13 protein-coding genes are annotated in these 13,085 nt (G+C 43.8%); 4 read left to right on the top strand and 9 right to left on the bottom strand.

The window, feature by feature from the left end; genetic code table 11:
- The first annotated feature begins 40 nt into the window (after window positions 1-40).
- A complete protein-coding gene (locus ACUB3H_RS06890; RefSeq protein WP_459129945.1) occupies window positions 41-577 on the top strand; it encodes a glutathione peroxidase in 537 nt (178 codons plus the stop codon).
- A gap of 346 nt (window positions 578-923) precedes the next feature.
- On the opposite strand, the gene ACUB3H_RS06885 is transcribed toward ACUB3H_RS06890, so the two are convergent.
- A complete protein-coding gene (locus tag ACUB3H_RS06885; protein ID WP_459129944.1) occupies window positions 924-1,940 on the bottom strand; it encodes a DMT family transporter in 1,017 nt (338 codons plus the stop codon).
- Entirely contained in the window at window positions 1,933-2,682 is a 750-nt protein-coding gene (locus tag ACUB3H_RS06880) for an EFR1 family ferrodoxin (protein WP_459129943.1), read from the bottom strand. The genes ACUB3H_RS06885 and ACUB3H_RS06880 overlap by 8 nt, the downstream gene beginning before the upstream one ends.
- A gap of 156 nt (window positions 2,683-2,838) precedes the next feature.
- On the opposite strand from ACUB3H_RS06880, the gene ACUB3H_RS06875 reads away from it, so the two are divergent.
- The 3 genes from ACUB3H_RS06875 to ACUB3H_RS06865 are packed head-to-tail and all read left to right on the top strand — an operon-like array spanning window position 2,839 to window position 6,981.
- Window positions 2,839-3,582, top strand: a complete 744-nt coding sequence (locus ACUB3H_RS06875) for an ABC transporter ATP-binding protein (RefSeq protein WP_459129942.1) — start codon at window positions 2,839-2,841, stop codon at window positions 3,580-3,582.
- Complete coding sequence (locus ACUB3H_RS06870; RefSeq protein ID WP_459129941.1) at window positions 3,579-5,657, top strand: COG1361 S-layer family protein; 2,079 nt, start codon at window positions 3,579-3,581, stop codon at window positions 5,655-5,657. The genes ACUB3H_RS06875 and ACUB3H_RS06870 overlap by 4 nt, the downstream gene beginning before the upstream one ends.
- Window positions 5,650-6,981 (top strand): ABC transporter permease, encoded by a 1,332-nt coding sequence (locus ACUB3H_RS06865; protein ID WP_459129940.1) that lies wholly within the window; start codon window positions 5,650-5,652, stop codon window positions 6,979-6,981. The genes ACUB3H_RS06870 and ACUB3H_RS06865 overlap by 8 nt, the downstream gene beginning before the upstream one ends.
- Here the strand turns inward: ACUB3H_RS06865 and ACUB3H_RS06860 are convergent.
- The 7 genes from ACUB3H_RS06860 to ACUB3H_RS06830 are packed head-to-tail and all read right to left on the bottom strand — an operon-like array spanning window position 6,952 to window position 13,077.
- Window positions 6,952-7,461, bottom strand: coding sequence for a GNAT family N-acetyltransferase (locus ACUB3H_RS06860; protein ID WP_459129939.1), 510 nt, complete (start codon window positions 7,459-7,461; stop codon window positions 6,952-6,954). The genes ACUB3H_RS06865 and ACUB3H_RS06860 overlap by 30 nt on opposite strands.
- Window positions 7,436-8,419: a DUF1905 domain-containing protein gene (locus ACUB3H_RS06855; protein ID WP_459129938.1), complete on the bottom strand. Its 984-nt coding sequence runs from the start codon at window positions 8,417-8,419 to the stop codon at window positions 7,436-7,438. Before ACUB3H_RS06855 ends, ACUB3H_RS06860 begins: the two co-directional genes overlap by 26 nt.
- Window positions 8,420-8,427: 8 nt before the next feature.
- Window positions 8,428-9,429: a permease gene (locus ACUB3H_RS06850; protein ID WP_459129937.1), complete on the bottom strand. Its 1,002-nt coding sequence runs from the start codon at window positions 9,427-9,429 to the stop codon at window positions 8,428-8,430.
- Window positions 9,430-9,435: 6 nt separating this feature from the next.
- Complete coding sequence (locus tag ACUB3H_RS06845; RefSeq protein WP_459129936.1) at window positions 9,436-10,638, bottom strand: cation:proton antiporter; 1,203 nt, start codon at window positions 10,636-10,638, stop codon at window positions 9,436-9,438.
- Between the two features lie 12 nt (window positions 10,639-10,650).
- Complete coding sequence (locus tag ACUB3H_RS06840) at window positions 10,651-11,757, bottom strand: alpha/beta hydrolase (protein WP_459129935.1); 1,107 nt, start codon at window positions 11,755-11,757, stop codon at window positions 10,651-10,653.
- On the bottom strand, window positions 11,742-12,137 hold the full coding sequence (locus ACUB3H_RS06835; RefSeq protein WP_459129934.1) for an arsenate reductase ArsC: 396 nt from the start codon (window positions 12,135-12,137) through the stop codon (window positions 11,742-11,744). Before ACUB3H_RS06835 ends, ACUB3H_RS06840 begins: the two co-directional genes overlap by 16 nt.
- Complete coding sequence (locus ACUB3H_RS06830) at window positions 12,130-13,077, bottom strand: alpha/beta hydrolase (protein ID WP_459129933.1); 948 nt, start codon at window positions 13,075-13,077, stop codon at window positions 12,130-12,132. The genes ACUB3H_RS06835 and ACUB3H_RS06830 overlap by 8 nt, the downstream gene beginning before the upstream one ends.
- Between the last annotated feature and the right edge of the window lie 8 nt (window positions 13,078-13,085).

Below are 13,085 nucleotides of genomic sequence, written 5' to 3'. Positions count from 1 at the left end.
TTGTCATTAGTGGGTATTAGAGGATTTGAAAGGAGATATCATGAAAAACATTTACGAAGCAAAAGTAACCCGCATGAACGGACAAGAAATTACCCTCGAACACTACAAAGATAGCGTTCTTTTAATCGTTAATACAGCAACAGGCTGTGGCTTTACTCCCCAATATGAAGGTCTTCAAAAGCTCCACGAAAAGTACAACGAAAAAGGTCTCAAGATCTTAGACTTTCCTTGCAATCAGTTCTTAGAACAAGCTCCAGGAGAAAATGAAGAGGTTCATAACTTCTGCATTCAAAACTTTGGCATCAGCTACGATCAATTCCAAAAGATCGATGTCAATGGTGAAAACGCAGATCCCCTCTACGTATTCTTAAAGGAACAAAAGCCAGTCGATAAGACCAACGAAAAGAGCGAAGGTTTCCTAGCAAAGCTAAAGGAAATTGGTCAAGAGCGTACAGGTAGTGACATCCGCTGGAACTTCACCAAGTTCTTAGTAGACCGTGAAGGAAACGTAGTAGAGCGCTTCTCCCCAACGATCGAGCCAGAAGAGCTGGAAAAAGAAATTGAAAAGTACTTATAAAAAGGAAGCTGATCTGATCAGTTTCATTTTATAAGTTATATGATTTTGTTTTTACTTATCATGTTCCTACATGTAAGTTGAACGAAAGAATCAAAAAAATATTAACTGCACCTTATATACAGTTGTTTTACCTAACAACAGAATAGGTGCAGTTTTTTTTTAAGATTTTACTTCAGCTCTTATTTGATCAGTTTATAAGATGAAGTCCTCAACCATCTCAGTGATATTCCTTGTGCATTTTCCATAAAATGGTGGGTCCCTATTTTCCGCTTTTAATAATATTTACATCAACATCAGGTGATCCATCCGAAGGTGACATTTCTCGATAATTCTTATACGTATTTATTTAATGGCAATGTTCAGGAAACTCCTGAAGAATATGGGTATGATCGTGCGTTTCCTTTAGACCGTGCGTATGCTCGTGAGTGTGCGTGAAGGTATGTGTGTGAACGACTCCATCATGTGTGTGTGAGATGGTATGTGTATGCACATGCTTATGCTCATAGAGGAGTGTATCTCGAATGACAAAGACTGTTCCGACTAGCATCAATGAAAGCGCTGAAAGGTAGTGCACAGGAAGCGGTTCTCTTAAAATTACGAAGGAGAGAAACGCCCCTAAAAAAGGAGCTACCGCGTAGTAGGCACTCGTCTTACTCGCCCCCAAAGTGGCCTGTGCTTTGATGTAAAAGAAGATACTGAGTCCATAGGCGAGAAAGCCTAGGAGCATGGTTAAAAGCATATATCGAAGCTCAGGAAAAGACTCCTTAAAAATGAACGCTACGATTAAGGCACCTATTCCTGAAAAGAAGCCTTTAATGATTACGATAAGGTAGGTGCTCTTTCCTGAAATCATGCGCGTACAGTTATTCTCGAGTCCCCAAGAAAGGGTTGCAAGAAGGATAAATAAGGAACCGATTGAAAAGTGAAAGCTTGTTCCTTCCAGTGATAACAGGATACTTGAGAGCGTAATGAAGAAGATTCCGGCCCAAAGTCTCCTATGAATCTTTTCCTTAAAGACGACTAAAGCGATGAGAGTCGTCGCTACGATTTCGAAGTTATTTAAGAGCGAAGCACTCGATGCAGGCGTTAAAAGAAGCCCCGTCATCATGAAAATGGGAGCTAAAATATCGAGAAGCACCATTCCTACGAGGTACTTCACGTCTTCCTTTTGAAAAGGTTCTTCGGACTTCGGTTTCGTAAGAAGAAAAAGAATCCCTATTCCAACTCCTGCACCTAAATAAAGGAGTCCCGCTAGGGTCTTTCCTGATACTTCTTTTAAAAGAATCTTAGAACCCGGAATACTTAATGCATAGAGAAGGCTCGCGAGTAGTGCAAAAAAGAGTGCAGATAGTTTCTTAGCCATTTCTCTTCTTTCTAATGAGTGCTTCATAGTTATAACGGTGACGACCTTCCGTCGTCTTTCCGTATTCGATCGCTTCTACGGGACAGCGATGTAAGCACCTCAAGCAGTTATCACATGTTTCTTTCGTCCAGGTGGGAATGCGGTCGACGAGGGTTATCGCGTGCGTGGGGCAGTTCTTTGCACAGATACTACAACCTAAACAGACGCTCTTTACGTGAAACGGTTCGGTCTTTTGATACGTCTTATACTTCGAGCGCACGGCCTTTGAGAAGATCGTCAAGAGACTTGAACTCTTATAAGGAGGATACGTTCCTTCGAGTATTTCTTTTAGATCCTCTTCTGCCTTTTTGATTAAAGAAAATTGCTCTTCTTCATCGGGTACATCGTGAAGGATGCTGTAGTTTGTGACCATCTTTATCGAATAAACCGTCGGTTTCGGTAGACCTAGCATTGAAAAAGTAGATTCGATGTCTCGATCACACGTCCCTAAAAAGCCTCCTGTAGTCATAATGCAGGTGGCTTTTTTTACATTTCTTATCTTCCATTCTTTAAGTCTGTTCTTTACAAAGTCACTCAGTCCCCAAAAGCAGTTAAACGTCACAAGATAGAGTACTTCGTCGTCCTTTAGTTCTCTTTCAAAGGGGCCGTCTTTTGAGATGTCAAATAGCTCCCCTCCTACACTTTCATGGAGGAGCGTTGCGATGTGTTTTGAGTTTCCAGTTGAACTGTAGTAGAGAATCATGTTTCCTCCATATACCTCGTTTTTCATCCTCATTATACACTTCTAAATCACTTCTTCATCCATTAAAAAAATGACCTCATTATCACAGAAAAATCATAGTTCTACTATATTGTAAGGACTATTGGTGGATGCTAAACTAAGGTGAAAGGAGTTACTTTGGAACCACTCATAGAATTAAAGAATGTCCGAAAAGTATATCGGATGGGGGATGAAAAGATTGTGGCACTTGATTCTGTCAATCTTAAGATCTATAAGGGAGAGTGCGTCTGTTTAGTTGGTCCTTCAGGAAGCGGAAAATCAACCCTTCTCAATATGTGCGCAGGACTCGAAAGTCCTACAAAAGGCGAAATCATCATCGGGAAGATCCACTTAGAAAAGCTATCCGAAGAACAGATTACAAAATTCAGACAGCTCAACGTCGGTTTCGTGTTTCAAGCGTATAACTTGATTCCAACCCTTAGTGCTCTAGAAAATGTCGGACTAGGGCTATCGTTTAAGGGTGTACCGGCAAAAAAAAGAAAAGAAATGAGTCAAAAGATACTCGAAGAGGTCGGACTCGGACACCGTCTGCACCACAAGCCAAAGGAAATGAGCGGTGGTCAACAGCAACGTGTGAGTATCGCAAGAGCCTTTGTCGATCATCCAAAGATCATCTTTGCGGATGAACCGACAGGAAACCTCGACTCAAAGACGACGATTGAAGTCATGGAACTGATGACTCGGATGGTCAGACGTTCTGGAGGTACTTTAATCATCGTCACCCATGACATCGAAACGGCCGTCTATGCTGATCGTGTCATCCATTTTAGAGATGGAAACATTGAAAAAGACATTAAACAGGAGCCACTTCCAATAAAAGAAGAAATAGAGACTCCTGAAGAACAAAAGGAGAAAAAATGAAAAAAGCCCTCTGTCTCATGCTCGTACTGTTACTACTTATTCCAACGTTTATTTTTGCTGAAGACCCGCCCGCACCCGCTCCAAGCTCGTCTTTTAAGGTCGACGTCGACGGAACAAAGACGGTGAATGCGATCCCAGGGCAAACGGTATCTATTCGCGTGGGTGTTGCTGTCTATGAAGAGGTCTATACAAATCGCCTCATCTCTGCGACGGCAGACATCAACGATCCTCATATTTATTTAAACAACGGTTTTGACTCCGCGTCATCCAATTCTGTAGCAAGTTATCCTGTCTACCTAAACTTCTCTGCAACAGTCGATAAAAAAGCCAAGCCTGGTACGTATCCAGTGCAAATTGTCGTTTCTGTAGATAATCAGCCGGCTGCCACCTACTCTGCTTATATTCGCGTTCTTAAGGATCCTGCTAGCCAAGCTTCCTCTACGCCTTTCTTAGAGATGAGCGAGGTCGATGTCAAGCCCTCTGCTAGTAACGTAGAACCAGGTGGACGCGTCGTCGCTGGTATCGCTGTAACGAATCCTTCGGAAGAACCGATTTATAACGCAGAAATTCGCATCGAAGGAATGGATAAAGATTCCTTTACTCTAGCTAAGGACTTTAACGCAAAGACCATTCCAGTCATTCACCCGAAAGAAACGAGACGTGCTGTCTTTGAACTCGTTGCTAGCGAACGGGTAAAACCAGGAAACTATCCCTTCGAGATGTCGATTACGTATAACGGAGCAAAGGAAGATACCTCAAATAAACGTAGCTTCTACCTAACGGTAAAAAAGAGCAGTGATAAAGCTTCTGCCCTTGTGATTAAAAACCTAAGCTCACCTTCTCGTTCACTCCTTCCAGGAAAGACGGCAACCATCGGTTTTGATCTGACAAATCGCGGTAAGAGCGACGCAACACGCGTTATGATTAAGTCGAACATCGAAGGAGCAGGTCTCGTCAGTAAATCGATCAGTCAATTCTATGAACCAAACATTGCTCCTGGTCAGACGAAACACTATGAGTTTACCTACCTTGCAACGCAAGCTTCTGAAACGCAAAACTATCCGATTACCTTTAAGGTAGAATACCGCGATGCATTAAACAGTGAAGAGCTTCAATCGGCGGAACAAGTGACGGGGCTTTTTGTCATGAATCCAACCAAGGATCAGAAGGAAGGAAAGAACTCGACACCAAAGCTCATCGTCGACCGCTACTCCTTTGATCCCAAGCTCCCAGAAGCCGGTAAAGAGTTCGAGATGAAGCTTTCTTTTAGAAATACGAACTCAGTGAAAGCCGTAAAGAACATCAAGATTTCTCTAAGTAGCGATGCAAGTACCGCAAGTGATTCAAACTCCGGCGGTTCCAACATATTCACTCCTGTAGATAGCTCGAATACCTTCTTTATCGATCACATTGCTCCTGGCGATGCCGTAGAAAAGAGCATTCGACTCTACACGGTTCCTGACGCTCCCGCTAAGACGTATAACGTCATGGCGAACTTTGAATACGAAGACAGTGAAAACAACGAATACAAAGCGACCGAGATGATCGGTATTCCTGTCATTCAATCGTCAAAGCTTGAGGTCGGTGAGATTCAGACGATGGATACCTTTGAAGCAGGAATGGGAACGAACCTCGCTTGTAGCTTCTTTAATACCGGTAAGGTAACACTCTATAACATGATGGTGAAGTTTGAATCAGACGAGCTTGAGGCTCAAAATTCAACTTTATACATCGGTAACTTCCAAGTGGGTGCAACCGAGAACTACGAGATTATGATCAATGCCATGGAACCGGGAGAAAAGAAAGGAACGATCGTCTTTTCTTATGAAGACAGTACGGGTGAAAAACAGGAAGTCCGAAAAGAACTGACCTTCCAAGTGACAGAACCCATGCAGATGCCGCCAGAAGGCTTTGAAAGCTCTGAACCCATGGATGAAGGATCTAACTTTTTCTCTGACCTCATCGGTAAGTGGTATTTCTGGGTCGGTACAGGTGTCGTCTTACTCGGTGCTGGCGCTATCGTTCGGAAGGTCATTCGAAAGAAAAAAGAAAAAGGACTAGAGCTCGATGAGTAAAAAAGATTTATTCTTAATGAGCCTAAGTAACCTTTGGCGCAGAAAGCTTCGAACGATCTTAACCATTTTAGGTGTCGTCATCGGCTGTGCATCAATTATCGTCATGCTGAGCCTCGGTTACGGCATGCAAGCCAACAACGAAAAGATGCTCCAAGACATGGGCTCTGTAGATATTATAAATATTGTCCCCTACCCTTCCTTTAATGAAAAAACGCAGAAGGAAGAGCAAGTGGCACCTCTAAATGAAGCTGCCCTAAAGACCATCAAGGCGACACCGCACGTCCTAGGCGTTCTTCCCATGATCGAAGTACAGCAAATTCAGCTGGCATCGAAAAAGTACTTGGCTTCAGGCACTATCATCGGAATGGACCCTGAATCGATGGGCCAGTTCGGTTTTCAGCTCGAATGGGGTCGCGTGTTAGAAGAACAGGATTCGAGTGCCATGGTCTTAGGCGGTGGCATCAAAAGCAGCTGGTATAAGCCCAACGACCGAATCGGTGCAATGAATCCCAAAGAGTCTCCGGTAAACCCTGAAAAAGATAAGCTCGAGCTCCAACTAGGCGTCACCTACGACGAAAAAGGTGAGATGTCTTTTAAGAAAGCGATTAAGGTTACGGCTGTTGGGGGACTCGTAGAAAACGACTGGGAAAACGCTTATAACATCATCGTTCCCATGAATTTTGCAGAAAAACTATTAAAAGAAAATAAGCGCTTCGCCTCACAAGATCCGAATCAAAATCCGTCGAGACCCATGCCAGGGGCTCCTAAAGGAAAGTATTCAAAAATCCTTGTAAAGGTCGATGACATTAAAAATATGCGCGAGGTCAACGATGCACTAAAGGCTCTTGACTACAATACGCAAAGTAACCTCGACATGGCCGATGCACTGAATAAGCAAGTTGCTACCCAGCAGCAAATTTTAGGTGGCATCGGCGGTGTCAGTCTTTTGGTCGCTGCCATCGGTATCGCAAATACCATGGTCATGAGTATCTATGAACGCATTAAAGAGATTGGAATCATGAAGGTCATCGGAGCAAGCGTGAGTGACATTCGAAAGATGTTTCTCACAGAAGCTGCGCTCATCGGACTCTTAGGAGGATCCCTAGGAGTCGGCGTAAGCTATCTCGCAAGCGCCATATTAAATAATGTCGTAAAGGCTGGTCCTGACATGATGGGTGGAGAACAGAGTGTCATCAGTGTCATTCCCCTCTGGCTCGTCTTTGCAGCCATCGGATTTTCAACACTCATAGGCATTTTGAGCGGATATTACCCCGCCCAAAAAGCAACCAAACTATCAGCGCTCGAAGCCATCCGTATGCAGTAATTCATAGGCGAACCTTTCGTCTCCGTTTTTAAGGTAAATGATTCCTGCATAAGTAAAACCTAAGCGTGAAAGAGCACGCTGCATTACAAGATTATCTCGATGTGTGTCCATTCGGACACACATTCCTTTTTTTCTAGAGAAATTCACAGCGATGTCTGTAATCCCTGATACCTCTCCCGTCGATGCGATGCGATGAATCGTCACATAGGCTTCACTTTTAAAAGACCCTTCATAAACGTTTTCGTAAGTGGGTTCAGGTCTTTCAGTGAGCATAAACACACCCACGAGCTTATCTTTTTCAATGACAAAGAGCTCCTCTCGCTCAATGTCTTGTAAGAGGAGCTCTTTCGATGGATAATCGTCTTTCCACTGATTGGGATTACCAGTCTTCTTCTGAAACGCTCTGGCCTTTTCGTAGATCGTAAGAAGTTCTTCTACATCCTCTAACGTAGCCTTACGTACGTTCACGGACAGTGACATGGACAATGTCTCCTACCCCCTTCTTTAGTTCTTCTCTGATGGCTTTTAAAATTCCTAGGAGATACTGAACTTCTCCCTTTTCATCCTTTAAGCCCATATTTACGACACTTCCATCGTACGGAATGCCATCAAAGGTCGCATGCACCTTGACGCGTCCCTTTTGAAACTCCTCTCGAACATTCCAGGGGAAAACGACATAAGCTCCCCCCTTTGTCGCTTCCTCTATACGTGCATCAAAGCGATACTCTGTGACGTTTAAAGATTCTCCGTCCGATAAGAGCTGTTCCATCTTTCCATCTGTAATGAGATAACTCTCTCCACGAAGGATCTCTCTTCCATCAAATGCTTCGATGTAGCTTCCATCGGGAAGGGCATAGAAGCGCTTTCCTAGACTATCCTTTAGCGTAATGTCTTCATAGAGACGAAGTCCCTTTAAAACAGTCCCTTTCGCTTCATGGTAATGAGGAAGGATGTTTGATTCGATGAGTCCTAGGCCTTTAAAGAAGCGCTCCGTTTGATCGAGATCGTCTTCGTATTCTGGCTGATTGTAAACGATCTTCGCGCTATTCATACTGCCTGCACTCGTCGCTAAAATGACGCCATCAAAGCCTTCTAGGAGCTTCTTTAAATCAATGCTTTGAAAGAAAGCGTGTTCTGTAGGAACATAGCCACCCGCTAAGATTAAAATGTCACTCGATTGAACGAATTCCTTAGCCCTTTCCTTCGTTCTTTCATCTAAGACGTGTGCATCTAGAAGTTCAACATCGATGTGTCTCAGGCTATCGAAGAGCGGGTAGGCATAAGAGTCTGTAATCTCATAGCTTTCAGGATCAGATGCAATGTACGTGACAACGGCAGGACTTTTAAGCGTTTCTTTTAAGCGCTTCACAAAGTCATTTTTAGGATTGAAGTCCTTTGACTCTTCTTGCGATAAACTCGAAGTAAAAAATCCTCTCATTTCTCATCCTAAAGTTGAAACCATGGCGAAAGAACGTTAAAAGTATAGCCTACAAGAATAATGCCTATGGTGCAGATGATGACAAAGATACCTAGTAGCTTTGGCTTGATCGCTTGCTTTAGCATGATAAGTGATGGTAAAGAGAGCGTCGTTACTGCCATCATAAAGCTGAGAACGGTTCCGAGTTGAGCTCCCTTCTGAATGAGTGCTTCTGCAACAGGGATCGTTCCAAAGATGTCACCGTACATCGGAACACCCACGAGCGTTGCTAAGACGACACCAAAAGGATTTTTCGATCCCAAGATATTTTGAATGACGTTCTCTGGAATCCAGTTATGAATGACGGCACCGATACCGACACCTAAAAGAATATAGGGAAAGACCTTCTTAAAGGTCGATACCATTTGTTCTTTAGAAAAGCTTAGTCTCTCTTCTAAACTGGGCTTAATTTCCACCGCATCAATAGGAATTCTCGTCTCACGTATGAAGTCCTGAACCTCATTTTCAAGCCTTAGTCTTTCGATGATGCTTCCTCCGATAACGGCGATGACAATTCCTAAAATGACGTAGGTGACGGCAATCTTAAAGCCAAAGATCGAAACGAGAAGCATGAGACTACCGAGGTCCACCATGGGAGATGCGATTAAAAAGCTAAAGGTCACACCGAGTGGAAGACCTGCACTCGTAAAGCCTATGAAGAGGGGAATCGACGAGCAGGAGCAGAAAGGCGTGACAGTACCTAAAAGAGCCCCCATCAGGTTCGCCCATAAGCCATGAAAGCGTCCCATGATGGAACGGCTTCTTTCGGGTGGAAAGTAGCTTTGAATGTAACTAATGAGGTAAATGAGCGTGCAAAGTAAGATCGTAATCTTTATGACGTCGTAGATAAAAAAGTGAATGCTCGAAACGATCTTACTCATGGGGTCGAGTCCTAAAGAAGTAAGAAGGCTTCCTACCAACTGATAGAGCCATTTCATACCTAGAATTTCATTTTGTATAAAGTCCCACATAAAATGTTACTCCTTCTTATCAAGTAATTTTTTGTACGTAAGATCCATCCCCATCGCACCTAGTGGTGCTGTTAAGAGGATCGCTAATACGGAAATGGATAGAATCAAAGGTCCCACAGAGAGCCCCATCGCTAAAGGAACACTTCCGATAGCCGCTTGTACGGTAGCTTTCGGAAGGTAGCTAATGGCACTGAAGAGCTTTTCTCTTGGGTTCAAATTCGTATGAAGAAGTGATACGAGAACACCTGCGGATCGAAAGAAAAGCGCTAAAACGATGACAACAAGGGCCAAGGGTCCCGCTTTTAAGGTAAACCCAATATCTACAGCACTTCCTACGAGCACAAAGAGCATAATTTCCGCTCCAAGCCATAACTTTCCAAACTTTTCAGAAAGCCTCTCTGCGACAAAAGGGATCGACTTTTTCCTTAAGATGACAGCCATACTCATGATAGCAAGGTAACCTGAAACAGGAACGATTCCCTTAAGCCATAGTTCTACGCTTAAGAGTAAAAAGGCCATGGCTAAGGTAATGATCACCTTTATGCTGTTACGGATGAGGTGTTTTCTCGCAAAAGCTGTCTCAAAGAGATGGCTTAAAAGCGCCCCTGTGAGAGCACCTAAGAGAATCCCTAAAACGATGGATACAGGTACGGTAAGGAATGTCAGAGCACTGACATCGATCCCTTGAACTAAGTTTAAAAAGGTCGAAAAAAGGACGATGACAAAGACATCATCACACGATGCACCGCTTAAGATGAGTTCAGGAATCCTTTTTTCCTGACCGTAGCCCTCTTCTTTTAGCTGAACCATTCGTGGCACAACGACGGCAGGTGAAACGGCCGCAAGGACCGATCCCATGAGGAGCGCTTCAAGCTGTGAGACTCCTAAAAGAAGGGGTGCTAAGAGGAAGTATCCTAGGATCTCAAAGCTCGCCGGTACAAAGGATAAGCGGATGGCAGGACGGCCCACTTTTTTAAGGTCCTCGATATCTAAGGAAAGCCCTGCTTTAAGAAGAATGATAACAAGAGCAATTTGCCTGAGTTCCGAAGAGATAGAGAGCGCCTTCGCATCGATAAGATTTAATAGAGAAGGCCCTAAAAGGATTCCCGTAAAGAGCATTCCAATGATTCGTGGAAGCTTTATCTTTTGAAAGAGAGCTCCAATGACGAGTCCCACTAAAAGGATCAAAGCGAGTGATTGTATCAACATTCCTCCCGCTGATTAACGTTTCGTATATCGGTCAAAGAAAGCGACAATTTGAGAAAACAGCTCGTCATTTGGCTCATTGGCTTTTACTTTATCGAGCTTCGAATCCATAAACTCTTTCTTTAATTCATTCGAGCTTTCGACACCTTTTTCTTTTAAAAAGCGCTGGTATTCTTCATCGAGTTCTGCTCGGTAGGCTCTGGCACTTTCCGAATAGAGCAATCTGTCGTGACCTAGGTCTTCGTAGAGAATAAACTGAAAGCGAGGATCGTGTTTAAAGTCCCTATAATAAAGATCATAGCCATACTCCGGTGGAACGGTTGTATCGTCCTTACTGTGAACGATCAGTATGCCTGCATCGGTATGGTTAAAACCTCCGATAGCCGTTAATCCACGGAATCTCTTTCCGAAGAGATACCATTCATAGAACTCAAAGTACGGAAGGATGGGGTCTACGCTTGCCCCTAACATCTGTGCACCTTGATGGCCTAGTAAATCTCGAGACTGATTAAAACCAGCGACACTAACGACTGCCTTGACTTCGGGACGTAAATTTAAGACACTTCCTACAGAGTATCCTCCCCAGCTGTGGCCAAAGAGAACGATGGGAAGGCCCTCATATTCCGGAAGACTTTCGACGTGACGGATGGCATAATCGAGGTCTACAATGCCCTCTGGAATGCCTCTCATCGACTTTCCTCCGCTCTGATCATTTCCTCTCGCATCGTAGGTGAAGACATTATACCCTGCTTTCGTAAAGTAATCGATGAATGAAAGGTATGAGATATGTCCCCCGCCTCCTAGTCCATGGGCAAGTACGACGACACCCTTTTTCTCCGAAGTATCTCTTGAATACTCGTAACCCGCAAGGATTACTTCTTCCTTCGGAACATCGGCATTTTTTTCATCATAGACGTTAAAATCACTTCGCTTCACGAGAAGTCCTGGATATTCTGAAACGTCTCGTTTTTCCCATGAGGGTGTCTCAAAACGCGTCTCAAAGTTCGAACGGTAAACGTATACCGCTAGGATTGGCATGAGGATAAATGCGACAATGAAAACGAGGCCAAAAAGGATCTTAAGAAATGTAAAGGGCTTCTTTTTAATCAAAATTTCTCCCATCTTTTCTTCTTAAGCTCTAATACCTTCTCTCGAATGGTTTCAATAACTTGAAGAAACACTTCATCATCTTTTCCCGTTGGATCTTCTAGTCCCCAGTCTTCGTGATACTCATTCGAAACGACAGGACATACGACATCACAGCCCATCGTGATGACGATATCGACCGCAGGAATCTCTGTTAAAAGTTTAGAGTACTGGTCTTTCATCATGTCGATTCCATAGTGCTCTTTCATGATGCGCACAGCATCTTCGTTTAACTTTGACTTTATGGTTCCCGCCGAATAGCACTCAAAGTCCTCTAGATAGAGTCTCGAAAAAGCTTCCGCTATCTGACTACGGCAGGAGTTATGGACGCACACAAAAGCAATTTTTTTATTCACCTATCCCCCTTAAAAACGATTTGGTCTCCGTTGAAATCTCCTCATATTTATAGTCATGGATGTAATGAGGCACGTCGAGCGGAACGATCCTTTGATCTTCCGTCTTTATATAGTCCTCATACTGCTTACTCCAAGCCTTTTTATCAAAGCCTGTGCCCTCCCCATTTGAAACGAAGAGAAGAAGCGGTATCGTTGGTTTATAACCTTTGACCTTTTCTGCATTCTTCTTGACGTTTTCTACCTCTCGGAGCATGTCTTCAGAAGCCGTTCGCTTGTAGAAGAGCAAACGATACGTGTTTTTTTCACTCTCTGTAAGCGTTCCATGCTTCATGGCATCGCTCTCACTGATTCCAGGAATAACTCGAGTGAGTCCTACTTTGGCTCCGAGTTGCATGACGCGAAGGGCGGGGAGATCGATGTCATAGGTGTCGTAAGCTTCAGGGGTAGCCATATCTAAGCCTACAATGGCCTTCACTTCTTCGGGGTACTTCTGGCTCCAAAGGAGTGCTTCTAATCCACTCATGGAGTGCGGGCAGAGGACGTAGGGTCCATCGATTCCAGCATTCTTTAGAGCACTTCTTGTATCACTTAATATCGTATCGAGGTCTCGACTTCGAGTGCTATCGTCACTAAAGCCATAGCCAAAGCGCTCCACGACGACGACTCGGTATTCATCCTTTAAGAGGTCTGTTAAGGATTTAAAGTCAAGGATCGGTGCACTCGTTCCACCACCTGCTAAAAAGACGAGCGTCTGTCCTTCTCCTTCGGAGTAAACACTCATTCTCTTTCCTTCCACTTCGACGAGCTTTGATAGAGGTTTTAGTTGTTTTTCTTCTTCTTTAAGCATGTAGTTATGAATGCCAAAAAGGGCGATGAGTAGAAATGCCACGGCCACTAGAAGAATCAAGAGTATACGTAGGATTATACGCAGTGCTTTCATAGTCCACC

It is taken from the genome of Guggenheimella bovis (assembly GCF_054492335.1).
Note: the sequence above shows the minus strand (reverse complement) of the source record. Positions and strands in the feature narration are given on the sequence as shown.

What these genes read in the sequence shown, in the direction of transcription:
- ACUB3H_RS06840 (WP_459129935.1), bottom strand. Translation starts at nt 11,757, where the DNA reads ATGGGAGAAATTTTGATTAAAAAGAAGCCCTTTACATTTCTTAAGATC.
- ACUB3H_RS06855 (WP_459129938.1), bottom strand. Translation starts at nt 8,419, where the DNA reads ATGAGAGGATTTTTTACTTCGAGTTTATCGCAAGAAGAGTCAAAGGAC.
- ACUB3H_RS06865 (WP_459129940.1), top strand. Translation starts at nt 5,650, where the DNA reads ATGAGTAAAAAAGATTTATTCTTAATGAGCCTAAGTAACCTTTGGCGC.
- ACUB3H_RS06890 (WP_459129945.1), top strand. Translation starts at nt 41, where the DNA reads ATGAAAAACATTTACGAAGCAAAAGTAACCCGCATGAACGGACAAGAA.
- ACUB3H_RS06860 (WP_459129939.1), bottom strand. Translation starts at nt 7,461, where the DNA reads ATGTCACTGTCCGTGAACGTACGTAAGGCTACGTTAGAGGATGTAGAA.
- ACUB3H_RS06830 (WP_459129933.1), bottom strand. Translation starts at nt 13,077, where the DNA reads ATGAAAGCACTGCGTATAATCCTACGTATACTCTTGATTCTTCTAGTG.
- ACUB3H_RS06850 (WP_459129937.1), bottom strand. Translation starts at nt 9,429, where the DNA reads ATGTGGGACTTTATACAAAATGAAATTCTAGGTATGAAATGGCTCTAT.
- ACUB3H_RS06845 (WP_459129936.1), bottom strand. Translation starts at nt 10,638, where the DNA reads ATGTTGATACAATCACTCGCTTTGATCCTTTTAGTGGGACTCGTCATT.
- ACUB3H_RS06870 (WP_459129941.1), top strand. Translation starts at nt 3,579, where the DNA reads ATGAAAAAAGCCCTCTGTCTCATGCTCGTACTGTTACTACTTATTCCA.
- ACUB3H_RS06880 (WP_459129943.1), bottom strand. Translation starts at nt 2,682, where the DNA reads ATGATTCTCTACTACAGTTCAACTGGAAACTCAAAACACATCGCAACG.
- ACUB3H_RS06885 (WP_459129944.1), bottom strand. Translation starts at nt 1,940, where the DNA reads ATGGCTAAGAAACTATCTGCACTCTTTTTTGCACTACTCGCGAGCCTT.